The following is a 26213-nucleotide window of genomic DNA, read 5'->3' as shown; positions in this document are numbered from 1 at the left end:
GCGGGGGAAACGCGAATGTCCCCGGGGGCGACACCGGGCAGCGTCCCGTCAGCGTCCCGTCGGCGCACGGTCAGGCCGGAAGAGGACCGCGGCCCGGCCGGGGCATAGCATCTGCCCCATGAGCGACGACAGCCACGAGCACCAGAGCTTCGAGACCCGCGCGATCCACGCGGGCAACACGGCGGACCCGCGGACCGGCGCGGTCGTGCCCCCGATCTACCAGGTGTCCACGTACAAGCAGGACGGTGTGGGCGGACTGCGCGAAGGCTACGAGTACAGCCGCAGCGGCAATCCCACCCGCACGGCGCTGGAGGAGAACCTCGCGGCGCTGGAGGGCGGCCGGCGCGGCCTCGCCTTCGCGTCCGGGCTCGCCGCCGAGGACTGCCTGCTGCGCACGCTGCTCTCCCCGGGCGACCACGTGGTCATCCCCAACGACGCCTACGGCGGCACCTTCCGCCTCTTCGCGAAGGTCGTCTCCCGCTGGGGCGTGGAGTGGTCGGTGGCCGACACCTCCGACGCGGACTCCGTGCGGGCGGCCCTGACCCCCAAGACCAAGCTCATCTGGGTCGAGACCCCCTCGAACCCGCTGCTCGGCATCACCGACATCGCGATGATCGCCGGCATCGCGCGCTCGGCCGGCGCGAAGCTGGTCGTGGACAACACCTTCGCCTCCCCCTACCTCCAGCAGCCCCTCGCGCTCGGCGCCGACGTGGTCGTGCACTCGCTGACCAAGTACATGGGCGGCCACTCCGACGTCGTCGGCGGCGCGCTCGTCACCGCCGACGAGGCCCTCGGCGAGGAACTCGCCTACCACCAGAACGCGATGGGCGCGGTCGCCGGGCCCTTCGACTCCTGGGTCGTGCTGCGCGGCATCAAGACCCTCGCGGTGCGCATGGACCGGCACGCGGAGAACGCCGCGAAGATCGTCGAGGTGCTCAAGCGCCACCCGAAGGTCACCAAGGTCCTCTACCCGGGCCTGCCCGAGCACCCGGGCCACGAGATCGCCGCCAAGCAGATGCGCAACTTCGGCGGCATGGTCTCCTTCCAGGTCGCCGGCGGCGAGGAGGAGGCCGTCGCGGTCTGCGGCCGGACCAGGATCTTCACCCTGGCCGAGTCCCTCGGCGGCGTCGAGTCCCTGATCGAGCACCCGGGCCGGATGACCCACGCCTCGGTGGCCGGCTCGGCCCTGGAGGTCCCGGCGGACCTGATCCGCGTCTCCGTCGGCATCGAGAACGCCGACGACCTCATCGCGGACCTCACCCAGGCCCTGGGCTAGGTCCTACGGGGCCCCGGCCCCCGGTGCCGTCGTTGCCCGCCGCCCCCGGAGGCCTACCAGCCCTCCAGGGGCGGCGACACGTCGGCGGGCGGGGTGACCCAGGGGTGCGTGAGCGCCGCCCACACCGTGAAGGCCAGCGCCGCCGCGCAGAGCACCGCCCAGCCGAACCGGCGCAGCGCCCGGCGGCGGCGCAGCATCCGCCGGCCGTGGGCCGCCGCGGCCGCCGCCAGACCGGCCGGGACCGCCGGGTGCGGCCCCTCCAACAATGCCCTGACCTGGGCTTCCTTACGGTCGAGGGGGCTCATGCGGCGGCTCCCGGCGCGGGGGCCCGCATGGTGGCCACCGCCCGGTTGCAGATGGCCTCGACCCGCTCCGGCGTCAGCCCCAGCTGCGCGGCCGTGACCTCCTCGGCGACCCCCTCGTAGACCCGCATCACCAGGACGAGCCGCTCCAGCGGGGCCAGCCGGGCGAGCACCCCCGTGCCCGGGGGCAGCCGCCGGGCGGTGCGGGCGTAGGCCGCGCAGAGCTCCTGGCGGGTGTGGTCGTACGGGTCGTCGCCGCGCAGCCGCTCCCAGTGCGCGTACGTACGGGCCAGCGCCCCGGCCAGGATGCGGCGTGCGGCGGGCGCTGCCGTGGCGGCAGGCGTCCCGGAGGACTCCCCGCCGTACGCCCCGGCCGGTGCTCCCGACAGGGGCTCGGCCGTCAGCAGGACCGCGACGTGCAGGAGCCGCCCCGCCGCGCCCGCGACGAAGGCCTCGAACTCCGGGTCGCGCCCCGAACGCCGGTCCACGGCACCCATGGTGGGGCCGGTGCCACCACCCCGGTCAAGGGGTCGGACGCCGCCGGATCGGGGAGTGTGCCGCGGGGGCGGCCCCGCCGGTGCGCGGGCGTCGGCTCAGGAGGCCGGGCCGCCCTCGGCCGCCGCGGCCATCAGCTCCGACAGCGACAGGTTGAAGCGGGTCAGCAGCGTCGTGAACGCCTCGCGCTCCTCCTCCGCCCACCCCTCGGTCACCCGCGCCATCAGCTCGCGCCGCGACGAGCGGACCTCCTCCAGCCGCGTCAGGCCCCGCGCAGACAGCGCGAGCACCACGGCCCGGCCGTCCTCGGGGTGCGAGGTCCGCTTGACCAGGCCGGTGTCGACGAGCGGGGCGACCTGCCGGGTCACGGTGGACGAGTCGATGCCCATCCCGCCGGCCAGCGCCTTCACGCCCATCGGCCCCTCCAGGTCGAGCCGGTTCAGCAGCAGGTACGCGGCCCGGTCCATCGAATTGCGGGCCTGGCCGACACCGCCCAGGCGGGTCTGCTCGGCCCGCCGGGCGAAGACGGCGACCTGGTGCTGGAGCGCGTCGAGGAGACCGGATCCGGCGGGCGCTTCGGCCGCCGCGGGCAGGTCGGAACTGGCCGGGATGGAGGGCATGGCCGTGGGCTCTCTTCGCTGGGTCCGACAAGGCTGGGGGACAGAGTAACCGGCTGTACGGCGGCTCGTACGCCGCGTACGAGAACTGGTACGGCCCACGGCTCCGGGTGCCCCGCGGTCGTCCCGGATGGCGAGATTTCGCCCATGCGCCGGGAGGGCCGCGGGCTGCGAGACTGGCCGCATGAACTACCGCGTGCCCCAGCCCGTCCCGCAGGTCATCCTCGACGACGTCAGGGGAGCCCAGAAGATGCTCTCGGGCGTCTCCCGGGTGACGGCGATGGAGGGCAGCCGGCACCTGTCGGCCCTCACCGGCTCCCCGGTCCACCTCAAGTGCGAGAACCTCCAGCGGACCGGCTCCTTCAAACTGCGCGGGGCCTACGTGCGCATCGCGGGCCTGCGCCCCGAACAGCGCGCGGCGGGCGTCGTCGCCGCCAGCGCGGGCAACCACGCGCAGGGCGTGGCCCTCGCCTCCTCCCTGCTCGGGGTCCGCTCCACGGTGTTCATGCCGGTCGGCGCCCCGCTGCCGAAGGTGGCCGCGACCGAGGAGTACGGCGCGGAGGTGCGCCTGTACGGCCAGGTCGTCGACGAGACCCTCGCCGCGGCGCAGGAGTACGCGGACCGCACCGGGGCGGTGTTCATCCACCCCTTCGACCACCACGACATCATCGCGGGCCAGGGCACGGTGGGCCTGGAGATCCTGGAGCAGTGCCCCGAGGTGCGCACCATCCTCGTCGGCATCGGCGGCGGCGGGCTCGCCGCGGGCGTCGCCGTCGCGGTCAAGGCCCTGCGCCCGGACGTGAAGGTCATCGGGGTGCAGGCGGCGGGCGCGGCGGCCTACCCGCCCTCGCTCCGGGCCGGGCACCCGGTGTCCATCGACAACCCGACGACGATGGCGGACGGCATCAAGGTCGGCCGCCCCGGCGACGTGCCCTTCGCCATCATCGGGGAACTGCTGGACGACGTGCGGACGGTGTCGGAGGACGCCCTGTCCTCCGCCCTGCTGCTCTGCCTGGAACGGGCGAAGCTGGTCGTCGAGCCGGCCGGCTGCAGCCCGGTGGCCGCCCTGCTGAGCGAGCCCGAGCGCTACGGGGGCGGCCCGGTCGTCGCCGTCCTGTCCGGCGGCAACATCGACCCGCTCCTCCTCCAGCGGATCCTGCAGTTCGGGATGGCGGCGGCCGGGCGGTACCTGTCGCTGCGGCTGCGCGTGAGCGACCGGCCGGGCGCCCTGGCGGGCCTGCTGGGGGTGCTGACCACGGTGGACGCCAACGTCCTGGACGTCAGCCACGTACGCACCGACCCGCGCCTGGGGCTCACCGAGGTCGAGGTGGAACTGCACCTGGAGACCAAGGGGCCCGAGCACTGCACGCAGGTCGCCCGCACCCTGCACGGCGCGGGCTACACGGTCGTCGGCTGACCGGCTGACCGGCTGACCGGCTGACCGGCTGACCGGCTGACCGGCTGACCGGCGGGCCCGGGTAGCGGCCGTACCCATGGCGCAACGCGATATGACGCGATATGGTGCGCTCGTGTCGGACGACGCCTGCCCGGCACACCTAGGATTTGCGTAGGAACGCCCCGATTCTGCCGCGCCCAACGGCCCCACGGCCCAACGGCCCGATTCGCTCTGGGAGCATCCATATGCCAGGTGCCATCTACGCCGAAGGTCTGGTCAAGACCTTCGGCGACGTACGGGCTCTGGACGGCGTGGACCTCGATGTCCCCGAAGGCACCGTGCTGGGGCTCCTCGGCCCCAACGGCGCCGGCAAGACCACGACCGTCCGTGTCCTGACCACCCTCCTCCGGCCCGACCGCGGCCGGGCCCTCGTCGCGGGGATCGACGTCCTCAAGCACCCCGACGAGGTCCGCCGATCCATAGGCCTCTCCGGCCAGTTCGCCGCCGTCGACGAGTACCTCACCGGCCGCGAGAACCTCCAGATGGTCGGCCGGCTCTACCAGATGACGGGCAAGGCGGCGAAGGCCCGTGCCGCCGAACTCCTGGAGCGCTTCAACCTCGCCGACGCCGCCGACCGCACCGCCAAGACCTACTCCGGCGGCATGCGCAGGCGCCTCGACCTCGCCGCCGCCCTCGTCGTGCGACCGCCCGTGATGTTCATGGACGAGCCGACCACCGGCCTCGACCCCCGCAACCGGCAGGCCCTGTGGGACGTCATCGAGGAACTCGTCGCCGGCGGCACCACCCTGCTGCTCACCACCCAGTACCTGGAAGAGGCCGACCGCCTCGCCCACGACATCGCCGTGGTCGACAGCGGCAAGGTCATCGCCCGGGGCACCTCCGACCAGCTCAAGGCCCAGACGGGCGGTGAGCGGGTGGAGGTCGTCGTCCACGAACGCGACCACATCGCCACCGCGCGCGCCGTCCTCGCCGGCTTCGGCAAGGGCGAGGCCACGGTCGAGGAGCACACGCGCAAACTCACCGTCCCGGTCTCCGGCGGCGCCAAACTGCTCGCCGAGGTCATCCGCGAGCTGGACACCCGGGGCATCGAGATCGACGACATCGGTCTGCGCCGCCCCACCCTGGACGACGTCTTCATCTCCCTCACCGGCCACGCGGCCGAGCGGGCCGCGGACGAGGAAGCCACCACCCGCGGCGACGCCACCACCCGCGGCGACGCCGGGGCCGAGGGCGCCCGCGAGGAGGCAGCGAAGTGACCATCACCGCCCGGCCCGCGGAACCCGCGGCCCCCCGACCCCGCGGCGGCGCCGCCCGCAGCGTGCGCGACTCCCTGGTGATCGCCCAGCGGAACCTCATCCGGATGTCCCGCATCCCCGAGGTGGTCATCTTCGGCCTCATCCAGCCGGTGATGTTCGTCGTCCTGTTCAGCTACGTCTTCGGCGGCTCCATCGCCGTCGGCGGCAGCACCTCACCGGCCGCCTACCGCGAGTTCCTGATGGCCGGCATCTTCGCCCAGACCGTCACCTTCGCCACCGCCGGCGCGGGCGCCGGCATCGCGGACGACATGCACAAGGGCCTCATCGACCGCTTCCGCTCCCTGCCCATGGCCCGAGGCGCGGTGCTCACCGGCCGCACCCTCGCCGACCTCGTCCAGACCTCCCTCACCCTGGTCGTCCTGGCGGTCGTGGCCCTGCTCGTCGGCTGGCGCACCCACACCTCCTTCGGCGAGGTGATCTCCGGCTTCGCCCTGCTGCTCCTGCTCGGCTACGCCTTCTCCTGGATCGGCGCCCTGATCGGCCTGTCGGTGCGCACCCCGGAGGCGGCCACCTCGGGCGGGCTGATCTGGCTGTTCCCGCTCACGTTCATCTCGAACGCCTTCGTCCCCTCCGACAACATGCCGCCGTTCCTGCGGACCATCGCGGAGTGGAACCCCTTCAGCGCGACCGTCCAGGCGGCCCGCGAACTGTTCGGCAACCTTCCCGAGGGCTACCCGGTCCCCGACGCCTGGCCGATGCAGCACCCGGTCATCGCGTCGATCCTGTGGTCGGTACTGATCGTCGTGGTGTTCCGCACCCTCGCGGTCCGCAAGTACCGCTCGGCAACCGCCTGAGGCGCGGCGACGGGCAGCCGGCCGGCCCCGTGCACGCGTGAGCCCCCCGCGGACCAGGTCCGCGGGGGGCTCGTATGCGCACGGGGGCGGGATCAGCCGGTGAAGGGCTTCACGGCCAGGATCCTGACCGCGGCCTTCTTGCCGTTCGGGAGCTCGTACTCGGCGTCCTCGCCGACCGTCTTGCCCATCACGCCGCTGCCCAGCGGGGACTGCGGGGAGTAGGTCTCGAAGTCCGAGGACGCGTACTCGCGGGAGGCCAGGAGGAACTCCAGCGTGTCGTCCTCGTCGCCGTCGAACGCGATCGTCACGAGCGTGCCGGGGGCGACCACGCCCTCCGCGGCGGGCGCGGTGCCGACCTTCGCGTTCTCCAGGAGCTGGGTGAGCTGCCGGACGCGCAGCTCCTGCTTGCCCTGCTCCTCCTTGGCCGCGTGGTAACCGCCGTTCTCGCGGAGGTCCCCCTCTTCCCGGGCGGCCGCGATCTTCATCGCGATCTCCGTGCGGGCAGGACCAGAGAGGTAGTCCAGCTCGGCCTTCAGCTGGTCGTACGCCGCCTGGGTCAGCCAGGTGACGCTCTCGCTCGTCTGGGTCACGGGTGCTCCTCGTCGGTACAGGGGACTACAAAGCCGCCAGCGGCGGGCGAAACCACGAGCCTAACAATTCGGGAAGAAAAGGGGGAGGACGCCCTGTGTATGAAGTGTGTCATTGCGTCCGGTGAGCGCGTGCGGAATTCCGGGCCCCAGCACCGGCGCGGCACGGGTCGCACACCCCCTGCACGTCCCGCGGGCCGTGCTCCCCCCGGGCGCGGCGCACGCGCCCCGGACCCGCCGCCCGTGCGAGCCCGCGCCGCCGTCGGGCCGGGCGCGGGACCGGTTCAGCCGGCGGAGGCAGTCGCCTGGCAGCCGACGAGCTCGATCATCGTGGCCCGGCCGGTGGTCTTCAGCGTGACGAGCTCGTCCACCCGGCTGTCGCGCTGCGCGAAGGTGAAGTCCGCCCGGCCCACCTCGCCGTGATCCTTGTCCTGGGAGACGAGGGTGCAGACGCCGGTGACCGAGGCCTCCTTGCGGACCTCCAGGTGCACCTTGACCTCGGAGTCCGACACGATCTGGAACTTGATCACCTCGGCGCTGACGGACTGCCCGCCGACGTAGTCCCAGCCGATCCACCCGACGACGGCCAGCAGCCCGACACCGAGCACCGACCCGACGACCTTGAGCTTGCGGTCGGCACGCTCGTCCGCCGACCGGCCGTACCGGCCCTCGGGGAGTCCTTCGCGCACCGCGCTCATGATCGTTCCTCTCGCTGGGGAGGGCTGAGGCACCCTGGAATTTTCCGTCCCCCGATTCGGTCACTATAGAAGTTGTCCGCCGCGCCGAATCACAGAGGATCCTGTCTTGACCGAGCAGCTTCGACTGATGGCCGTCCACGCCCACCCCGACGACGAGTCGAGCAAGGGCGCGGCCACGATGGCCAAGTACGTGTCCGAGGGCGTCCCCGTACTGGTGGTGACCTGCACCGGCGGTGAGCGCGGCTCCGTGCTGAACCCCAAGCTCCAGGGGGACAAGTACATCGAGGAGAACATCCACGAGGTCCGCGCCAAGGAGATGGACGAGGCCCGCGAGATCCTCGGCATCGAGCAGGAGTGGCTCGGCTACGTCGACTCCGGCCTGCCCGAGGGCGACCCGCTGCCGCCGCTGCCCGAGGGCTGCTTCGCGCTCGCGGACGTCGAGGAGGCCGCCGGCGAGCTGGTGAAGAAGATCCGCGCCTTCAAGCCGCAGGTCATCACCACGTACGACGAGAACGGCGGCTACCCGCACCCCGACCACATCATGACCCACAAGGTCACGATGGTCGCCTTCGACGGCGCGGCCGACACCGAGAAGTTCCCGGAGGCCGAGTACGGCGCCGCCCACCAGCCGCAGAAGCTCTACTACAACCAGGGCTTCAACAAGCCGCGCACCATCGCCCTGCACGAGGCCCTCCTCTCGCGCGGCCTGGAATCCCCCTACGGCGAGTGGCTGGAGCGGTGGAAGGAGTTCGAGCGCAAGGAGCGGACCCTGACCACCCACGTGCCCTGCGCCGACTTCTTCGAGATCCGCGACAAGGCGCTCATCGCGCACGCCACGCAGATCGACCCCGACGGCGGCTGGTTCCGCGTTCCCATGGAGATCCAGAAGGAGGTCTGGCCCACCGAGGAGTACGAGCTGGCGAAGTCGCTCGTCGACACTTCCCTCCCCGAGTCCGACCTCTTCGCGGGCATCCGGGAGAATGCGTAGCTATGAGCGCTACGCAGGCAGCAGTCACCCAGCTCCTTCCGCTGGCCGCCGACACCTTCGACAAGAACAAGGTGACCCCCGGACTCCTGGGCTTCATCGTGTTCGCCGCCCTCGCCCTCGGCGTGTGGGGCCTGATGAAGTCCATGAGCCGGCACATGGGCCGGGTCGACTTCCAGGAGGCCCCCGAGCCGGCCGCGGCCACCGCCTCCGGGGCCACCGAGGGCACGAAGGCACCGTAGCCCTGCGGGCCTGCTTCGGGCCTTGTGGTCTCCGGGCCCTGAGGGTCTCCGTGCCCTGCGGCCTCCGGCCGTGAGGGTTTCCGGGCCTGAGGGTCTCCGGCCCTGAGGGTTTCCGGGTCCTGTGGTTTCCGGGCCCGGGGGCTACCGGGCCGGGCAGCCCCCGGCCCCGTCAGGCCCCCGGCACCGCAGGTGCTGCCGTGCTGCCGCGCGTACGCCGTCTCGTCCGCACGTCGGAGGGGCGGCTTCCGCACGGGCCGGAGCCCCCGCCGTCACTCCGCCGCGCGGGGCGGCTTCCGCACGGGCCGGAGCCCCCGCCGTCACTCCGCCGCGCGGGCCGGCGCTGGCACGCCCATGACCTCCCGCGCCCGCAGGTCCGGGACCATGCCCAGACGCCACGCCTGCCAGCCCTCCGCCGGGTCCACACCCCGCGCCAGGACCACCGCGTACGTCTCCAGACAGTCCGCCAGCCGCGCGTCCCGCAGCGGATGCGGAGCCGCCGCCAGCCGGGCCAGCTCGGCCTCCGCCTCCTCCGCGGCGGCCGGCACCGCGTACGGCAGCAGCGTGCAGCGCAGGAACCGCGCCCAGTCCTCACCCCGCCGGTCCCCGTACGAGACGAACAGCCCCGCCGCCTCCTCGCACAGGCCCACCGCCTGCGGCACCCGCCCGTTCCCCGCGTCGATCACCGCGAGCTCCAGGCAGGTCCACCCCTCCCCGTGGGCCAGCCCGATCCGCCGGAAATCCGCCCGCGCGTCCACCAGCAACTGACGGGCGAAACCCGAATTGCGCAGGTTCCCCGTCTGCGCCGCCCGCTGGTCGCGCGTGACCCGCCCCGACTGGTAGCGGGCGTGCGCCAGCCCGTACACGTCCCGCATCCGCGAGAACATCGTCCGCGCCCGCTCCAGCTCCCGCACCGCCCGGTCCCGCTCCCCGTCCTCCTCCAGCGCCTGCCCCAGGTAGTACAGCGTCCACGCCTCACCGCGGGCGTCCTCCGCCAGCCGGTGCCGCGCCAGCGCGTCCCGCAGCCGCTCCAGCGCGGGCTCCGGATCCCCGTCCACCACCCGCGCCCGGCCCAGCTGCGTCAGCGCCCACGCCTGGCCGCGGTCGTCCCGCGTGCGCCCGTACAGCTCCAGCGCCAGCCCCAGCTCCGCCTCCGCCCCCGGCACGTCCCCCAGCCGCAGGTGGACCTGCCCCAGCTGGAAGTGCGCCCACGCCTCACCGTGCACGCTCTCGCTCTCCCGGTGCAGCGCCAACGACTCCTCCAGCAGCACCAGCGCCTCCGCCAGCCGCGCCCGGTCCCGCTCCACCGCCGCCAGCGCGTGCAGCCCCCACGCCCGGTCGCCCGCCAGCTCCGGCGACTCCTGGAGCGCCAGCGCCTCCCGGATCCGCGCCGCCGCCTCCGGCAGGTTCCCCTGGTGGTGCAGCGTGATGCCCAGCGAGACCAGCGCCATGCCCGCCCCCGCCTCCTGCTCCGCCTCCTTGTACTGGTCCACCAGCGAGGTCAGCGTCGTACGCGACTTGTCCAGCTCACCGAGCTGGCGCGCCGCGATGCCCGTACGCCACTGCACCGAACGGTTCAGCCGCCCCTGGTCCACCGCCCGCGTCAGCTCGTTGATCTCACCCAGCCGGTACAGGTCCCCGCGCAGCAGACAGAAGTCGCACAGCGCCCCCAGCAGGTCCAGCACCGCCTGCTGGTCCACCCCCTCCGAATGCCGCAGCGCCGCCGTGATGAAGCTCGACTCCTCGTCCAGCCACCGCAGCGCCGCGTCGAGCGAGGCGAAGCCGTGCCCGCCGAAGTGGTTCGCGCGCGTTGACATCTTCCCGTCGACCATCCGGATCACCGAGTCCGCGAGCTGCGCGTAGTCACGGACCAGCCGCTCGTGCGCGGCCGCCACCTCCGCCCGGTCCTCGTCCGCCGCCAGCCGCGCCGCCGCGTACGCCCGCACCGCGTCGTGCATCCGGTACCGCTCCCCGCGTACGAGGTCCAGCAGCCCCGCCCCGGCCAGCTCGCGCAGCATCCGCCCGGCCTCCGCCCGGTCCGCGCCCGCCAGCGCCGCCGCCGCGGCGGCGCCCAGCGAGGCCCGCCCGGCCAGCGGCAGCCGCCGCAGCAGCCGGCGCCGGTCCTCCGGGAGGCGTACGTACGCCAGGTCCAGGGCGTGCTCCAGCGAGCCGTCCCCCGCGTCCGAGGCCCGCGCCGAGCCCAGCGGCGCCAGCACCCGCAGCGCCAGCGGCAGCCCCGCGCCGAGCTCCAGCAGCCCCGCCGCGGCCCCCGTGGCCGGCGCCACCCCGCCCGCCGCCCGCGCCCCGGCGGCCAGCACCTCGGCCGCCTCCGCACCGGCCAGCCGCACCACCGGCAGCTGGTGCACCCACGCCTGCAGGTCGTCCGGCAGCTCCAGCGGCTCCCGGGCCGTCACCAGCACCAGGCTCTCGGTCCGCTCCGGCACCACGGCCCGCACCTGCGCCACGTCCACCGCGTCGTCCAGCACCACCGTCACCGGGAACCCCTGGAGGTGCTGGTGGTACAGCTCGCCGAGCCGGCGCACCTGCTGCTCCGCCGTGGCCCCCTCCCGGAAGAGCAGCTGCTCGCGCGGGGCACCCAGCCGGTTCAGCAGGTGCAGCAGCGCCTCCCGCGTCGACAGCGGGGGCTCACCGGGAGCGGAACCACCGCGCAGGTCGACCAGGCAGGCCCCGCGGAACTGGTCGCGCAGCGCGTGCGCCGCCCGCAGCGCCAGCGCGGTACGGCCCACCCCCGGCTCCCCGTGCAGCACCACCACGACGGGACGCGTCTCGGTACTGGCCCGACCGGCCTGCACCCACTGGGCGATCCGGGTCAGCTCCGCCCGCCGGCCCGTGAACAGGTCCCCGGCATCCGGCAGTTGCGCGTACGACTGCTCCAGCATGCTGCGCCTGCGGGCCTCCGCACTGCGGTCCGCCCCGCGCAGCGGCTGCGCCGCCCCGGCCCCGGCCCCGACACCGCCCCCGGCGCCCGGGGCCCCGCCGGCCGTACCGTTGCGGAGGCCGCGCGGCGGGGTGCGCACCGCACGCTGCTGCTCCAGGAAGGGCCGTATCCCCCGTACCTCCAGCGCCGTCAGCCACTGGAGCCTCAGCTGCTCCGGCCCGCCCGGACGTCCCGCGGCCCCGGCCCGGCGGTTCGCGGCGGGCAGGTGGACGGCGGTCACCTTGGCCACCGTCGTCGCCGCCCCCGCGACGCCGACGACGATGCCCGCGCTGAGCGCCGTACCGGCGGAGACGCCGAAGGCCAGGTCCGCACCGGCTGCGGCGGCCGCCGCGACCGCCGTCACCAGCAGGGCCGTCGAGGTGTTCCCGCGCCGGAACGCCTCGCCGAGCGACTCCTCCCCGGCCGCGGCCTCGTCCAGGGCCGCCACGTACGCCCCGTACTCCTCGGCCGCCGCCGAGGCGAGCCCCTCCAGCGCCTCCCGCCCGCGCGCCAGCAGGGCCTCGCGGCCGACCGGGGCGTCCGCCCGCCGGACCTCCTCCTCGACGGCCCGCACCAGCAGCCGTTCGGCCTCGACACGATGGCTGTCCCGCATCGGCGTCCTCCTCGGAGCGTTCCGTGCAACGTGGCCCAAGTGTGCGGCGGGACCACCGCGAGCGCGAGGAATCTGAGCTATTTCAGAGGGAGTTGACGCCTCTTCGGTCACCCGCGTGCATATGTGCACCCCCGCCCCGGCCTGCCAACAGGCCCCGCCCGCAAGGGGGTTCGCGATCCGCTACGAGGAACCCGCCCCGTCCGACGCGGCGGACGCGGCACTCCTGCGCACCCGGAAACCGGCCGAACGGGCCGTCGCCGCCCTCAACGCCTACCTCGACCTCCCGCAACGGGTCACCGTCGTGGCCCGCTCCTGCGCCGGCGAGGGCACGGGCTACGACCCGGACACCCGCCGCATCGAGCTCTGCTACGACGACGTCGCCGAGGAACGCGAACTCCTCACGGACGAGGCGGCCGTCACCGGTGCCGTGCACTCGCAGACGGAGTGGTCCACGGCCTCAGACCTCTTTGATGATCACGCGACTCCCACAGAGTTTCGACCAGTCGTCGCGGTCGGAGGTCAGGACGATCACGGGGGCCGGGACGCGGAGCGCGAGCGCGGCGATGAGGGCGTCGATGGCGTACTTGTGCCCGTGCAGCCCCCCGGCGTCCCGAAGCAGCGTCACTGCGGTGAGGGAGTCTTCCTGGCTGACCGGTTCCACCTGCAGCCGGGAGAGCAGCCACTTCAAGCGCGCCAGATCGGTCTTGCCCTGGGCTGCTTCGACGATGGTCACCACGGACACGAGGACGGGGACCCCGATCTGCCGGGACGCCTCGATGCGGGCCGCCATCCTGCGGTCATTGCGCAGGAGCAGGGAGAGCGCCTCGGAGTCGAGCACCAGAGAGCGTGCCGACTGCTCCTTCACGCGGCGCCCCGCTCGACGTCCCCGGCATCCGCTTCTCCGAACAGTTAGCGACGAACGGCTTTGATCTCCTGCTCCGTGAGCGCGCCGTGCTCCTCTTCGTGCGACGCGACGATCTCGGCGAGCCCGTCCATGGCGAGCTGGTGCCTGACAGCCTCGGTGATGTAGCTGGAAAGGCCTCGGCGACCGGTCCGGGAGCGGAGCTCACTGACCAGCTCACTGGGCATGGACACGGAGATCTTCTCGGTGGTCCCGGCTCTGGTCGGCCTCATGGCCCCAGTGCAAGACAGCCTCTATTACAGGGGGAGAGGGCTTCGTTGCCGCACCGGGGCCTTTCGGCGCTCCGCGGGCGCCCGCGGAGCGGGCGGTCCGTGTCGGGGCGATCACCCGGCCGAGGCCAGGCAATCGCCCCGCCTCAGCTGCCGTGCTCGCGCAGAAGTTCGATCATGTTGCGGAGCATCGGTATCGCCGAGTCGCCGGCCTTGTCCTTGTCGTTGAAGTGCATCAGCTCGTTGCGGATCTCGCGCAGTTCATCGAGACAGTCGATGAAGGACCTGCGGTCCAACGGCCAGCCCAGCTTGTTCCACTGCTCCTGATTGCCCAGGACTTGCTGGTAATCCCCGTAGGACAACTGATCGAAGGCAGCGAGCTTCCGGCGTCCGTCCGGATCGCAGAGTGCGATCACCTCCGCAAGGTCCAGACCCTCCGAGATGACCCGTCGCAGTTGCCGGTCGAGGTCGCCGATGAGTAGGAACGGCCGGGCCGTGGCGCCGTACTCCGCGGCCACGTCGGCGACGGTGATGATGCCGGCGATCTGGTTCGTCTGGTCCTTGACCAGGAGGAAGCCGAACCGTTCCAGATCGGGCAGGACGTCGATCAGGTGATCGGCATAGCTGACCGCGTGAGCGCCGACGATGGCCTCGGAAAAGGGGGCCTCGGAGTCCGTGTAGCGCGCTCGTGCGATGGATTCCCAGGTGACGGCCCCCCGCAGGTTCCGAGGTCCGTTCAGCACCGGTAGTTGCGAGTACCCATTGAGCCGCATCTTGGTGAACACCTCTTCGAAGCTTGCCGAGGAGGACACCGACACCACTCCCTTGAGCGCTGAGGGCAGGTTGCCGACCGTCTGGCCCTGGATTGGCTCCCCCTTGTCCTCCCCGTCGACGGAGGTGGTGGCGGGTCCCGTCGTGCCGGTTTCCCTCGGCTCCTCCTGCCCCGCCACGGGCCCCTGCTCGGTCGCCTTCTCTTCCTCGTCCTCGGTATCCCCGGAAGGACCGGTCAAGGTGACCCGGTCGTCGATCCCCACGGCTGCGAAGTCCGGCACGGTGGACAGGCCGTGGTTGGCCAGCTCGGAGGCTACCTGCTCGGTGACCAGGTAGCCGCGCCGTGATGCCCCCCACCAGCCCAGGAGATCACGGACGGTGACGGTGATCGGCGCGTCGGCGTCCGCCTGCCTCCGGGCGTCCTTCAACCGCGCGTGCCGAGCGGCGGAGCCGTCCGCCCCGGCGTCGCCGGAGGGCGGCAGCTCTGCCACCGTGTCCAGGAGCTTCTGCCGCAAAGCGTCCAGCAGGGTTCCCCCCTCCAGTGCCCAGGCAGTCCACCCGTCGTAGGGGCCGCGCCCCGTAGCGGCGGCTGCTGCCGCCGAAGGAGACTTGAACCGCTGGCCGTCACTCAGCTCGATCCTGCCGTCCGCAGTCACCTGAGCGAGGTGCTCCTGCCCGGACCGCCGCTGCCGGAAAGTGAGGCGCGTTCCCGCGCTCAGCAGGCCGGCGTGGACGAGGTCGGAAACCAGTACCCGCCGCCCCTCGATCAGATAGGAGGCTCGCCCCAGAGGCTCGTCCGCGCTGCCGCCTAATGCGTAATCAGTCATTACTTCCCCCCGGTCGGCCTGCCTCGGAACGCTGTGATCATCGCAGAGCCGTGTCCGGCAGCGGTGTGGATTTCAGGCAATTGCTTCGCCAGGGGGTGGTCAGGGGCGGCTGGTACGGGCTGGCCATGTGGCGCATGGGCGGGGCACAGGCGGGTGCAGCAGGATGCGCGTTTGCCGAACCGCCTCGCGAACGAGACCCCCTTTCTCCTCCAGCACGCGGACAATCCCGTCGACTGGTGGCCCTGGTCTTCGGAGGCCTTCGCCGAAGCGCGGGAGCGAGAGGTGCCGGTACTGCTCAGCGTGGGGTGCTCGAGTTGCCACTGGTGCCAATGACTCAACACAACCCGGTAGCCGTGAACTGGGATGTTTCCGGAGAGCACCGAGCCGGATGCGCATGGTGCGCGACTGGGGGAAGACGTCAACGCCTGGACCGAAGACCAGCGCATCCCCACTGCTCCTGCTGAGTCGGCACTCTCGTGGCGGGCCCCGCGCGGGACCGTGACCCATATCCTGGAAAGCGGCAGGAAGGAGCCGTTGATGAGCGTCAACGCGGTCATGTACACCGAGTTCCCCGCTGGGCACGTGATTCTCTTCGGCACCGACGGGAAGGTGATCATGACTCCGCAGAGCTTTGAACACTCCAGCACGATCAAGTCGATGCAGATCGACTCGCTCTCGCTCGGCCGACACGCGAAGACCGCCTCCGATGTGTACCTGGATTTCCCGGCCGACGAGAACTCGGCCCCGGATTTCGCGATCCTGCGGGAGGACGCGCAGCGACAGGGCAAGCGCTACGGCTTCGAGGACGTGCTGTTGATCGCCGAGGTGGTCTCGGTCTCCTCCGCGCGCAAGGACTACGACGACTGCACTGCGAAGTACGGCCGCTACGGCATCCCGGTTTACGTGGTGGTGGACCCGTACGCCGGGGAGGTCGTCGTCCACACCCAGCCCACCGGCTCCGGCTACATCGCGGCTCACACGCACAAGTACGGCTCGGGCAAGCTGCCCATTGAGCTGGCCGACGGACGTACCTACACCCTCGACCTGGACGAGCTTCCCCGGCCCGAGCCGGATGCTTGCTGACCATACGGTGGAGCCCCGCTCGCGCCTCCACGCAGTGGAGGCGTCGTACGCGTGCGCGGAGAGGGGCCGGTGCTACCGCTCAGTACGGCGCAGGAACTGCCAGCCCAGTACGGCCAGGGCGAGCGTCTGAACGAGAGAAGTGATCACGAGCAGGGGATGAACGGCGCGAGAGCACCAGAACGCGGTCGTGCAGACCATGGGTAGGGCCAGGTACGTGAACAGGTCCACCGCAGTTTGAAGCCGTTTGCGCGCAGTACGGCCCGCCACGTTGCGGTGGTAGACCTCCCAGCCGAACACCGTGCCATGGGCGGAGGTGAGTTCCACCAGGCGCGGTCCCAGCCGGTCGCGGACGTAGTAGCCGATCGTCGAGATCTTCTCGTCGTTGACCAGGTAGGTCCAGCCCAGGATCAGGCAGATCGCGGGGACGGAGAGCAGTAGTCGGGACTGTCCGCTCTGGACGGTGATCGCCACAACCGCAGTGGCTGCGGCGAGCGTGAAGTAGAGCAGGTTGTCGCGGAACCCTATGCGGGTCTTCTGTTCCTCCTTGAGGCAGTCGTACTCGGCCAGCAGGATTTTGCTCTCGGTGACGTCATCCGTGGAGGTCACAGGCATTCCTATGCTCGAGTCCGGGATCAGCCGACAACCTGGAAGGGTGTCAGGTTGTCGGGGCCGTGCCGTTCGATCCAGCTCTTCCCGTCCGCCGCTATCCCCTCCAGGAGACGGAAGGTGTGAGTGGAGCCGGCCGCGCTGAGGTTGATCTCGGCGATTTCCCGGGAGTCCTCGGTCGGAGCCAGTTGGTGGGCGTCGGCGTCCTTGACGCGGATCTTCCTGGTCGGTCCGTTGGTGAGGACGAGTTCCAGGTCATAACCGATGTCGGCGTTCTCCGTCACCTGCACGGAGGTCAGTGCGTCGAACCGGTAGTTGCTCCGCTGCTCGTTCCTGCGCGTCGCGTCGGAGAAGTCGAACTCGGAGCTGATCTCGCGGATGCCGTCCTGCGTGAACAGGAACAGGCGGAAGACGTAGTGCGAGTAGCGCCACGGACCGCCTCGGACCCGGCCCCGTTTATAGGAGGGACCAGGTGCCACCAGGATGGTGTGGGTGATCAGGTCGCGCCAAGTGAGCCGGTGGTGCTGGAGTGCTTCATCCACGAACGAAGTCTTGTCGCAGGTGAGCCAGGTCTCCATCTCCAGTTCGCTGGGGCGCGCATTGTCCAGGAACGACTTCCAGCTCTGGTGGGCGATCTGTCGTGCGGTTAGCTGTTCGCTGTACTCCTGAGTCTCGCGGGCCAGCCGGTGCTCTTCGCGCCGGACCTCCAGCCACCCCGAAGCGGTAGCTTGCCCGGACCAGGCCGCACCGAGTACGGCCAGGAACGCCCACAGCGGCCGTGGTTGGTCGGCACCTGAGACCACCGTGCCGAACGCGGCCAGAGCCGTGCCGACGAGAACGGCGAGGGCTGCCACGGTCAGGACCTTTGTCCTGCCCGGAGTCCGGTTCTGGCGGTGCTGATCGAGCAGGGTGCCGTTGTTGTGGCGACTTCGGGCATCCTCGGCGAGGTACCGAATCAGCCACTCGACCCGCTCCACACCGATCCGGCTCTCCCGGTAGAGGTCCGCGGTCTCGATGGCCAGGCTGCTGCGGATCTGAACGGTGTGAGCGAGCCAGGCGTCCGAGGTGAACCCGGAGGGCCTGCGAACGCTGAAGTAGTGATCGAATGAATGACGGACGCGCTTGGTGAACCCGTCCTCGGCGGAGGTGGGATCGCGAGGATGAGGAACGCGGGGCCCGGGCGTGAGGCCCGGCCTGGGCTCCCGGCCCCACCACCGGACGCCGAAGCGGGCCGCGGTCAGGCCCGCGCCGAGTGCAACCGGTAGTTCGACGATCGCCCGGGCCGGATCCGCGATCAGTGCCAGGACCCAGAGGAGTGAACTGCTGACGACGAACAGGACAGCCCGGACCGGGAGGGACGCCCGGGCGGCGGCAGCGGTGCTGGGGCGGGGCGGAACGGCCCGCGCGCCGATGGGGGCGGGGGCGAAGTAGGCCCAGACCCGCCGCGCCCGGTCGTTACCGAAGCGCTCCGCCCTCGCCCGTCCGTGGGTCTCCGCCCACAGGTCGTCCTTCAGCCTTCCGGTGAGCATGAGGTCGAGGTGGCGCAGGATCGCGTCGTACTGAAGGAGCGGCAGGTCATGCAGCTCCTTCAGGACGGGGCCGGTCTCGCTGCCGGTGGTGCTGACCACCGCCAACAGGTCGAAAGTGACGCGCAGTGCCTCCTTCCACTCGTCGTCGACGTAGGTTCGTACGAGCCCGGAGGTGTAACGCAGCCGTTGGACTTCTTCGGTGCTCAGGTCGTGGTAGGTGCGGGCGCTGACCATGGCGAGCACCCAGTGGAAACGAACTTCCGTGCCGTCGTACCCGTGGACGATCGCATCAGTGATCATCTCGCGGGCCCGGCTGGGGACGCCGTCCTCCAGAAGCCGTACGCCCACCCGGTACTTCTCCTGCGGCGATGCGTCTGGGTGGACGAAGTAGATGGTGGAGTCGTGTACGGTCTCGGCCTGGATCCCGATGGTGGAGTTGTACGCGGCCGAGCTGTACCGAGCGTCTTCGTGGCTCATGTCAGGTCACCCGCCGCGGCGACCATGGGAGCCAACGCGGCCACCAGCGCAGGGCACTCCGCGACAAGTCCGCGCAGCCTCCTGAGCGTCATGGCCGTCCGTTTCGACGATTCAGGGGTGCGCCCCCCGGCCGACCGGAGGGCGGAGTCCAGATCGGTCAGGGCCTCCCGGTAGCTGTCCTCGTCCAGGGCTCCCTCGTCGAGGTGTCGCCTCAGCTGATGGCGGAAACCGTTCAGCTCCGTGATCAGGTCCGTCGGGCTGGATGCCTTTGGGGCCGCGCTCATGTGGACGCTGCTGCCCGTGACCGAGCCGGCCATGATGCCGACGGTGCTGTTGTGGGCGGTGTTGCTGACGTGCTGGTCGAACCAGTCGGCCGAACGGGTCCTGTCGTCCCGGGGCATCGCGGCTTCCTCCTGCTCACCCACCAATTCCACCGCCAGCCGGATGGCGAACGCCGCCGCGTTCGCCGCGGCCCGCGGCTGCCAGTTGCGGTCCTCCGCACTGTTCTTCGTGCCGTCCGCCCGGTCGCTGATCCCCCGGATGATGGCCACCGGCGCCCCACTGAGGTGACCCGCCTGGGCTACACCGGCCGCCTCCATTTCGATGGCGAGCGCGTCGTTGTAGTGCTGTCGGATCCATTTGGCCTCGGCCGAGATCCTCGAGTTCTGGACGATCTCGCCGGCGGCCACCGCCCCGAAACGCACCTGCGGCCGGTCCTCGGGTGCGGCTGTCGGGTCCGCCCAGTCGTCCAGACGGGCCAGGTGCGAGGCGAGCTGGCTGATGCCGTGCGGCGCCTCCCATGCCCGGGGACGGGCTTTGAGTCCGTCGTCCTCGCTGGTCCCGCCGTGATAGGCGTACACGTGTGACGCCATCACCACGTCGCCCAGCCTGGTGGCGTCCCACAGGGCACCCGCGACCCCGACGAACAGCACGGCCACCGGAGAGAACTCCTGGATCGCCCGTTCGGCGATCACTGCGGCGGAGTGGTTTCCCTTGCTCGTCAGGCCAAGTGCGACAGGGCACGGTGTGTCCCGCACGGTTCCCACCTCGAACCGGGTGCCACGGTCATGGCGATGTAACTGAGGATCCAGCAGCCTCTGGCGCACTGCCTGGTATTCAAGATTGAGGGCGGTGAGAATCACCACCGGGCCTTTCGACATCTACTCGTCTAACCCTCTCGTGTCGTCTTCCGTCGCGGACGGTGCGGGTCGGATCAGCGGTGGGAACAGCACGGCTATCGGTCCGGCCCGGTACAGCCGTGCCGGACGTCCTCCCGTGGTCTTGCGGTCCGTGCCGGTGGGGACGATGAATCCCTTCGCGGCTTGGACCTTCCGGTAGAAGTTGCGGGTGTCGAGTGCGGTCCCCCAGACGGCTTCGTACACCTGTTGCAGCTCTGCGATGGTGAAGGTTTCCTGGCAGAACGCGGTGGCCAGTGCCGAGAACTCGATCTTTGTGCGCGCGCGTTCGATTCCGTCCGCAGCTATTCGGCGGTGATCGAACGCGAGCTCCACCTCGCCGGACAGGACGGCTTCTGTGGGAATCCACGCGGCGTCGGCGGCATCCGTCCCCGCGACCGGGTCGGGCAGCCCCGGTGCGATCGCCAGGTGGGCCACGGAGAGGACGCGACCCCGCGGGTCGCGGCCCGAGTCCCCGTACAAGGCCAGCTGTTCAAGGTGCACCCAGCCGGAGCTCAGGGCTGTTTCCTCGATCAGTTCGCGGTGGGCGGCGTCCAGGATCTCCTCGCCATCGTGGTTCAGGAATCCTCCGGGCAGCGCGAGCATGCCCCGGAAGGGATCTTCGCCCCGCTCCACCAGGAGCAGGTGCAGGCGGCCCTCCCGCAGCGTCAGGATCACAAGATCGACCGTCAGGAGTACGGAAGGTGGTGACCATGCGTCATCTTGCATGCCATGCAAGCTACTTCAGTTACTGTCACTTACACAAGAAGCAGGGTCGGAACTCTGTACCGTTCGACTCCATGGCCGTGGTGGGTGAGGTGGGGCGCGCGGGCCGACCGGCTGATACCGCCCCCACCGGTCCGCTCCGGCTTCGGGGTTCCCGAGTTCGGTGCTGCGATACTGCGGGCATGGTGAACCGCCTGGCCGATGCCACCTCCCCGTACCTGCTGCAGCACGCCGAGAACCCCGTGGACTGGTGGCAGTGGGTCCCCGAGGCCTTCGAGGAGGCGCGGCGGCGCAACGTGCCCGTTCTGCTGTCGGTCGGTTACTCTGCGTGTCATTGGTGTCATGTCATGGCGCACGAGTCCTTCGAGGACGAATCGACCGCCGCGTTCATGAACGAGCACTTCGTCAACGTCAAGGTGGACCGCGAGGAGCGGCCCGACATCGACGCCGTCTACATGGAGGCCGTGCAGGCCGCGACCGGGCAGGGCGGCTGGCCCATGACCGTGTTCCTGACCCCGGACGCCGAGCCCTTCTACTTCGGCACCTACTTCCCGCCCGAGCCCCGCCACGGGATGCCCTCCTTCGCGCAGGTGCTCGAAGGAGTGCGGACCGCCTGGGTCGGGCGGCCCGAGGAGGTCGCCGAGGTCGCGCAGCGGATCGTGCGGGACCTGGCCGGGCGGCAGTTGGACTACGGCAAGGCCGGCGTGCCCGGTCCCGAGGAGCTGGCCGGGGCGCTGCTCGGGCTGACGCGGGAGTACGACGCCGTGCGCGGGGGCTTCGGCGGCGCGCCGAAGTTCCCGCCGTCCATGGTGCTGGAGTTCCTGCTGCGCCACCACGCCCGTACCGGCTCCGAGGGCGCCCTCCAGATGGCCGTCGACACCTGCGAGGCGATGGCCCGGGGCGGGATCTACGACCAGCTGGGCGGCGGGTTCGCCCGGTACTCCGTGGACCGCGACTGGGTGGTGCCGCACTTCGAGAAGATGCTCTACGACAACGCGCTGCTCTGCCGCGTGTACGCCCACCTCTGGCGGGCCACCGGATCGGAGCTCGCGCGGCGGGTCGCGCTGGAGACCGCCGACTTCATGGTGCGGGAACTGCGCACGGAGCAGGGCGGGTTCGCCTCCGCCCTCGATGCCGACAGTGAGGACCCGGCCAGCGGGAAGCACGTCGAGGGGGCCTACTACGCGTGGACCCCGGAGCAGTTCGCCGAGGTGCTCGGCGAGGACGACGGGGCCCTGGCGCAGGCGTACTTCGGGGTGACGCAGGAGGGCACCTTCGAGCACGGCGCCTCGGTGCTGCAGCTGCACCGGGACGGCCCCGCCCTCGACGCGGAGCGCCTCGCCGGGATCAAGGAGCGGCTGCTCGCCTCCCGCGCGCAGCGCCCCGCGCCCGGCCGGGACGACAAGGTCGTCGCCGCCTGGAACGGGCTGGCCATCGCGGCGCTCGCCGAGTGCGGGGCGTACTTCGAGCGCCCGGACCTGGTCGAGCGGGCCACCGAGGCCGCCGACCTGCTCGTGCGGGTCCACATGGACGGTTCCGCCCGCCTGGCCCGCACCAGCCGTGACGGCCGGGTCGGTACCAACGCCGGGGTGCTGGAGGACTACGGCGACGTCGCCGAGGGCTTCCTGGCGCTGGCCTCCGTCACCGGTGAGGGGGTGTGGCTGGAGTTCGCCGGATTCCTCGTGGACCTGGTGATGGCCCGCTTCACCGCCGAGGACGGCTCGCTCTACGACACCGCGCACGACGCCGAGCGGCTGATCAGGCGGCCGCAGGACCCCACCGACACGGCCGCCCCCTCCGGCTGGACGGCCGCCGCCGGGGCGCTGCTCTCGTACGCCGCGCACACCGGTTCGCAGCCGCACCGCACGGCGGCCGAGCGGGCGCTGGCTGTGGTGCACGCCCTCGGGCCGCGCGCCCCGCGCTTCATCGGGCACGGTCTGGCGGTGGCGGAGGCGCTCGTGGACGGGCCGCGCGAGGTGGCCGTCGTGGGGCATCCGGACGATCCGGCGCGGGCCGCGCTGCACCGGACGGCGTTGCTGGGTACGGCTCCCGGGGCGGTGGTGGCGGTGGGTCCGCCGCGTGCGGCGGACGGGAGCGGCGGGGAGTTCCCCCTCCTGGCCGAGCGCACACTTGTTCGCGACCTTCCGACGGCGTACGTGTGCCGGCACTTCGTCTGCGCGCGTCCTACGACAGAACTGGTCGAATTGGCGGACCAGTTGGGCGCGGTTCGTCCCTGAAGTACCCGGAGTACCGTCAATTCCGGTTGTTGTACATCAACTCCGAAACGTGGTTTTTATCTGGGCGGCGCCTCCGCTTCACGTTCCCTGCCTAATCTCATGGCTTCGGGATTCGCCGATCCGCGCACTGGGGGGTGCGCACGAGGGGGAAGCGGAGGCGGAGGGCCGGGGGGCCCGTGGTCCGCCTCCGGGGGGTTTTCGATCGCCGCCTGGGGTTGCGGCATGTCTGTGGGGGACAGTTTGTACACTTCTGTGTTCATTGCTGCCATTTCGCTGGCACTCTTCTGGATGGCCGCCTTCACCCTGTGGTGGCAGATGCACGCGTGGCGCACGCCGGAGACGCTCGCGTCGACCCGGTTCGACCGCCCCGACGGCGACGGCCGGCTGGCGTTCTCGCTGCTCCTGCCCGCCCGCCACGAGCAGGCCGTCCTGGAGCACACGATCGACCGGCTCCTCGAATCGAGCCACACCGACTACGAGATCATCGTGATCGTCGGCCACGACGACCCGGGGACGGCGGCCGTCGCCGAACGCGCCGCCGCCCGTGCGCCCGAGCGCGTCCGCGTCGTCACCGACCACCACGAGGCGAAGAACAAGCCGAAGGCCCTCAACACCGCGCTCCCGCACTGCCGGGGCGACATCGTGGGCGTCTTCGACGCCGAGGACCAGGTCCATCCCGAGCTCCTCGCCCACGTCGACCACGCCTTCCGGGCCACCGGGGCGGACGTGGTGCAGGGCGGCGTACAGCTGATCAACTTCCACTCCAGCTGGTACAGCCTGCGCAACTGCCTGGAGTACTTCTTCTGGTTCCGCTCCCGGCTCCACCTGCACGCCGAGAAGGGCTTCATCCCGCTCGGGGGCAACACGGTCTTCGTGCGCACCGAGGTGCTGCGCGAGGCGGGCGGCTGGGACCAGAACTGCCTCGCCGAGGACTGTGACCTGGGGGTGCGGCTCTCCTCCGTGGGCAAGAAGGTGGTCGTCGCCTACGACTCCGACATGGTCACCCGCGAGGAGACGCCGGGCTCGCTGATGAGCCTGCTCAAGCAGCGCACCCGCTGGAACCAGGGCTTCCTCCAGGTCTACCGGAAGAAGGACTGGCGCCGGCTGCCCGGCCGCGGCCAGCGCTGGCTGGCCCGCTACACGCTGATGACCCCCTTCATGCAGGCGGCCTCCGGGGTGATCATCCCGGTGAACTTCGCCGTCGCGGTCTTCCTCGACGTGCCGGTCGGCATCGCGATCATCACCTTCCTGCCCATGATCACCGCGCTCGTGACCTTCGTCTTCGAGATCGTCGGCCTCCACGACTTCGGCCGCCAGTACGGGCTGCGGGTCCGTTTCGTGCACTACGTCAAGCTCGTCGTCGGCGGCCCCTTCTACCAGGTGATGCTGGCGGGCGCCGCGATCCGCGCGGTCTGGCGCGAGCAGCGCGGCCGCAACGAGTGGGAACTGACCAGCCACACCGGCGCCCACCTGACCGGGGCGACGGCCTCCACCGCTTCCACCGCGATCCGAGAGGACAGCCACCGGTGACCGCCACCCTGCCCACGGCCACTGATCCCCAGCCTCAGCCCGGACCGGACGAAGCCGAAGCCGGAGCCCCGGCCGCCGAAGCCTCCGCCGCCACCCTGCCCGTCCGCCCCCGAGCCGGAGCGGACACCGCCACCGCCACCGCCACCGACACCACCACCGAGCCCAGAGTCCCCGCCCAGCGCCGCCCCGCCGGCCCCGGCCCCGGCCCCGGCCCCGGCCCCGGCCCCGCACCCGGCACCGGACGCCCCACCGGCGGCCTCGGCGTCCGGCCGCCCGCGCCCGCCCGGCCCCTGGTCCGCTTCCGTTCCTCCCGCCCCGACCTGCTGCTCTGCGCGACCCTGCTGCTGGCGATCCTCCTCGTCCAGGGCTGGAACATCACCCACTTCCCCACCCTGAGCGACGACGAGGGCACGTACCTCGCGCAGGCCTGGGCCGTCCAGCAGGGCAAGGGCCTCGCCCACTACACCTACTGGTACGACCACCCGCCGCTCGGCTGGATCCAGGTGGCCGGGCTGACGTACCTGCCCTCCCTCTTCGTGCCCGACTGGATGACGGTCGCGCCGATGCGGTTCTCGATGCTCGCCGTCTCCGGGGTCAGCTCGGTGCTGATCTACGTCCTCGCCCGCCGGCTCTGGCTGCCGCGCTGGGCGGCCGGACTCGCGATGGCCCTCTTCGGGCTCTCCCCGCTCTCCGTCGTGCTCCAGCGGGAGATCTTCCTCGACAACCTCGCCGTGATGTGGATGCTGCTGGCCTTCTGCCTCGCCGCGTCCCCCAGCCGCCACCTCTGGCACCACTTCGCCTCGGGTCTGGCCGCCGCCACCGCCGTCCTGACCAAAGAGACGATGCTGGTGGTGCTCCCGGCGCTGCTGGTGACGATGTGGCGCCACAGCCACCGCGACACCCGCAAGTTCGCCGTCACCGGAGCCGTCACCGCCTGCGCCCTGATCGGGCTCTCGTACCCGCTGTACGCCCTGCTCAACGGCGAACTGCTGCCCGGCGCCGGACACGTCTCCCTCATCGACGGCATCACCTACCAGATGGGCCGCCCCGGCTCCGGATTCATCCTCGACCCCGGCTCCGGCTCGTACGGCGTGTTCCGGTCCTGGCTCTACTACGACACCGTCCTGCCGCTCGGCGGGCTCGCCGGCGCCGTCCTGCTGCTGGCCACCACCCGCTGGTCGGTCACCGCGCGGGCCCTGGCCGGACCGGCCCTGGCCGCCGTGATCCTCGCGCTCGTCGCGCTGCGGCCCTCCGGCTACCTGCCCGCCATGTACGTCATCCAGGCCCTGCCCTTCCTCGCCCTGGTCCTCGCCGCCGCGGCGGCGAGCGTCACCCACGCCGTCCTGCGCCGGCGCCGCACCCCGGGAGAGCGCCGCGCCCTGGTGTGCGCACGCTGGGCGCTGACCGTCGTGCTCGCCGCCTGCGCCGCCGTCTACGTCCTGCCGCGCTGGTACGACGGCAACCGCACCGCCCTCACCGCCGACGCGAACGCCCCCTACCGGCAGGCCGCCGCCTGGCTCGGCACGGTCCCCGAACCGGCGAACACCCGCGTCCTCGTGGACGACGCCCTGTGGCTCGACGCTGTTCACCACGGTTTTGCACCCGGAACGGGCGCCATCTGGTTCTACAAGGCGGACCTCGACCCGGCCGTCACCAAGACCCTGCCGCGCGGGTGGCGGGACATCGACTACGTCGTCTCCTCGCCCACCGTGCGTCGTGATGCGGCGGACCTGCCCAACGTGAAGGCTGCACTGGAGCATTCGACCGCGGTCGCCGTCTTCGGTACGGGCGAGGACCGTGTCGAGATCCGCCGCACCGACCGCGAGAGTGGGAGCTGAACCACC

General features: G+C 71.4%; 23 protein-coding genes and 2 pseudogenes. 12 read left to right on the top strand and 13 right to left on the bottom strand.

From position 1 onward, the window contains the following. The first annotated feature begins 118 nt into the window (after window positions 1-118). Window positions 119-1276 carry a cystathionine gamma-synthase gene (locus tag ABZW32_RS25615; RefSeq protein ID WP_280919626.1) on the top strand — a complete coding sequence of 386 codons (1158 nt, stop codon included), beginning with the start codon at window positions 119-121 and terminating at the stop codon, window positions 1274-1276. 53 nt (window positions 1277-1329) lie between these two features. Here the strand turns inward: ABZW32_RS25615 and ABZW32_RS25610 are convergent, their stop codons facing one another. From ABZW32_RS25610 to ABZW32_RS25600, 3 genes are all read right to left on the bottom strand, one after another. Further along, window positions 1330-1581: a hypothetical protein gene (locus tag ABZW32_RS25610; RefSeq protein ID WP_356219778.1), complete on the bottom strand. Its 252-nt coding sequence runs from the start codon at window positions 1579-1581 to the stop codon at window positions 1330-1332. Then, complete coding sequence (locus tag ABZW32_RS25605; protein ID WP_356219776.1) at window positions 1578-2075, bottom strand: sigma factor-like helix-turn-helix DNA-binding protein; 498 nt, start codon at window positions 2073-2075, stop codon at window positions 1578-1580. The genes ABZW32_RS25610 and ABZW32_RS25605 overlap by 4 nt, the downstream gene beginning before the upstream one ends. A gap of 96 nt (window positions 2076-2171) precedes the next feature. Further along, complete coding sequence (locus tag ABZW32_RS25600; RefSeq protein ID WP_356219773.1) at window positions 2172-2693, bottom strand: MarR family transcriptional regulator; 522 nt, start codon at window positions 2691-2693, stop codon at window positions 2172-2174. A gap of 181 nt (window positions 2694-2874) precedes the next feature. Here ABZW32_RS25600 and ilvA point away from each other — a divergent pair, with 181 nt between their 5' ends. The 3 genes from ilvA to ABZW32_RS25585 all read left to right on the top strand — a co-directional run bounded on the left by ilvA (window position 2875) and on the right by ABZW32_RS25585 (window position 6217). Then, window positions 2875-4107: a threonine ammonia-lyase gene (gene ilvA, locus ABZW32_RS25595; protein ID WP_356219770.1), complete on the top strand. Its 1233-nt coding sequence runs from the start codon at window positions 2875-2877 to the stop codon at window positions 4105-4107. A gap of 224 nt (window positions 4108-4331) precedes the next feature. Beyond that, the gene (locus tag ABZW32_RS25590; protein WP_356219768.1) at window positions 4332-5363 is read left to right on the top strand and encodes an ATP-binding cassette domain-containing protein; all 1032 of its coding nucleotides are present in this window, start codon (window positions 4332-4334) and stop codon (window positions 5361-5363) included. Then, window positions 5360-6217, top strand: coding sequence for an ABC transporter permease (locus ABZW32_RS25585; RefSeq protein WP_356219765.1), 858 nt, complete (start codon window positions 5360-5362; stop codon window positions 6215-6217). Before ABZW32_RS25590 ends, ABZW32_RS25585 begins: the two co-directional genes overlap by 4 nt. Window positions 6218-6309: 92 nt before the next feature. On the opposite strand, the gene greA is transcribed toward ABZW32_RS25585, so the two are convergent. Further along, on the bottom strand, window positions 6310-6807 hold the full coding sequence (gene greA, locus ABZW32_RS25580) for a transcription elongation factor GreA (RefSeq protein ID WP_356219762.1): 498 nt from the start codon (window positions 6805-6807) through the stop codon (window positions 6310-6312). Between the two features lie 281 nt (window positions 6808-7088). Further along, window positions 7089-7502 (bottom strand): DUF4307 domain-containing protein, encoded by a 414-nt coding sequence (locus ABZW32_RS25575; RefSeq protein WP_356219760.1) that lies wholly within the window; start codon window positions 7500-7502, stop codon window positions 7089-7091. Window positions 7503-7608: 106 nt separating this feature from the next. On the opposite strand from ABZW32_RS25575, the gene mca reads away from it, so the two are divergent. Both mca and ABZW32_RS25565 read left to right on the top strand, forming a co-directional pair. Continuing rightward, entirely contained in the window at window positions 7609-8490 is an 882-nt protein-coding gene (gene mca / locus ABZW32_RS25570; protein ID WP_356219757.1) for a mycothiol conjugate amidase Mca, read from the top strand. Between the two features lie 2 nt (window positions 8491-8492). Next, the gene (locus ABZW32_RS25565; protein WP_356219754.1) at window positions 8493-8729 is read left to right on the top strand and encodes a hypothetical protein; all 237 of its coding nucleotides are present in this window, start codon (window positions 8493-8495) and stop codon (window positions 8727-8729) included. Between the two features lie 317 nt (window positions 8730-9046). On the opposite strand, the gene ABZW32_RS25560 is transcribed toward ABZW32_RS25565, so the two are convergent. Further along, a complete protein-coding gene (locus tag ABZW32_RS25560) occupies window positions 9047-12277 on the bottom strand; it encodes a tetratricopeptide repeat protein (RefSeq protein WP_356219752.1) in 3231 nt (1076 codons plus the stop codon). A gap of 121 nt (window positions 12278-12398) precedes the next feature. Between ABZW32_RS25560 and ABZW32_RS25555 the strand changes: the two are divergent. Then, window positions 12399-12686, top strand: a pseudogene (locus tag ABZW32_RS25555) (DUF4344 domain-containing metallopeptidase); the annotation flags it as partial. Window positions 12687-12734: 48 nt separating this feature from the next. Here the strand turns inward: ABZW32_RS25555 and ABZW32_RS25550 are convergent. The 3 genes from ABZW32_RS25550 to ABZW32_RS25540 form a co-directional block, all read right to left on the bottom strand. Further along, a complete protein-coding gene (locus tag ABZW32_RS25550; protein ID WP_356219749.1) occupies window positions 12735-13142 on the bottom strand; it encodes a PIN domain-containing protein in 408 nt (135 codons plus the stop codon). Between the two features lie 44 nt (window positions 13143-13186). Beyond that, window positions 13187-13411 carry a hypothetical protein gene (locus ABZW32_RS25545; protein ID WP_356219746.1) on the bottom strand — a complete coding sequence of 75 codons (225 nt, stop codon included), beginning with the start codon at window positions 13409-13411 and terminating at the stop codon, window positions 13187-13189. A gap of 143 nt (window positions 13412-13554) precedes the next feature. Continuing rightward, window positions 13555-15006 (bottom strand): CBS domain-containing protein, encoded by a 1452-nt coding sequence (locus tag ABZW32_RS25540; RefSeq protein ID WP_356219743.1) that lies wholly within the window; start codon window positions 15004-15006, stop codon window positions 13555-13557. Between the two features lie 171 nt (window positions 15007-15177). Between ABZW32_RS25540 and ABZW32_RS25535 the strand changes: the two are divergent. Both ABZW32_RS25535 and ABZW32_RS25530 read left to right on the top strand, forming a co-directional pair. Then, window positions 15178-15333: pseudogene (locus ABZW32_RS25535) on the top strand (DUF255 domain-containing protein); the annotation flags it as partial. Between the two features lie 210 nt (window positions 15334-15543). Continuing rightward, window positions 15544-16089, top strand: coding sequence for a Uma2 family endonuclease (locus ABZW32_RS25530; protein ID WP_356219740.1), 546 nt, complete (start codon window positions 15544-15546; stop codon window positions 16087-16089). 72 nt (window positions 16090-16161) lie between these two features. Here the strand turns inward: ABZW32_RS25530 and ABZW32_RS25525 are convergent, their stop codons facing one another. The 4 genes from ABZW32_RS25525 to ABZW32_RS25510 are packed head-to-tail and all read right to left on the bottom strand — an operon-like array spanning window position 16162 to window position 20605. Then, a complete protein-coding gene (locus ABZW32_RS25525) occupies window positions 16162-16701 on the bottom strand; it encodes a hypothetical protein (RefSeq protein ID WP_356219737.1) in 540 nt (179 codons plus the stop codon). Between the two features lie 20 nt (window positions 16702-16721). Further along, window positions 16722-18701: a hypothetical protein gene (locus ABZW32_RS25520; protein WP_356219734.1), complete on the bottom strand. Its 1980-nt coding sequence runs from the start codon at window positions 18699-18701 to the stop codon at window positions 16722-16724. Next, complete coding sequence (locus ABZW32_RS25515; RefSeq protein WP_356219732.1) at window positions 18698-19861, bottom strand: 5'-methylthioadenosine/S-adenosylhomocysteine nucleosidase; 1164 nt, start codon at window positions 19859-19861, stop codon at window positions 18698-18700. Before ABZW32_RS25515 ends, ABZW32_RS25520 begins: the two co-directional genes overlap by 4 nt. Further along, a complete protein-coding gene (locus ABZW32_RS25510; protein WP_356219829.1) occupies window positions 19862-20605 on the bottom strand; it encodes an NUDIX domain-containing protein in 744 nt (247 codons plus the stop codon). 179 nt (window positions 20606-20784) lie between these two features. Here ABZW32_RS25510 and ABZW32_RS25505 point away from each other — a divergent pair, with 179 nt between their 5' ends. The 3 genes from ABZW32_RS25505 (at window position 20785) to ABZW32_RS25495 (ending at window position 26207) form a co-directional block, all read left to right on the top strand. Continuing rightward, window positions 20785-22839, top strand: coding sequence for a thioredoxin domain-containing protein (locus ABZW32_RS25505; RefSeq protein WP_356219730.1), 2055 nt, complete (start codon window positions 20785-20787; stop codon window positions 22837-22839). Window positions 22840-23061: 222 nt separating this feature from the next. Continuing rightward, window positions 23062-24369: a glycosyltransferase gene (locus ABZW32_RS25500; RefSeq protein ID WP_356219728.1), complete on the top strand. Its 1308-nt coding sequence runs from the start codon at window positions 23062-23064 to the stop codon at window positions 24367-24369. A gap of 290 nt (window positions 24370-24659) precedes the next feature. Next, a complete protein-coding gene (locus ABZW32_RS25495) occupies window positions 24660-26207 on the top strand; it encodes a phospholipid carrier-dependent glycosyltransferase (RefSeq protein WP_356219826.1) in 1548 nt (515 codons plus the stop codon). Window positions 26208-26213 lie beyond the last annotated feature (6 nt).

This window comes from Streptomyces sp. NPDC004667 (genome assembly GCF_040609475.1).
Lineage (GTDB): Bacteria > Actinomycetota > Actinomycetes > Streptomycetales > Streptomycetaceae > Streptomyces.
This window is presented reverse-complemented; position numbering and strand designations above follow the sequence as displayed.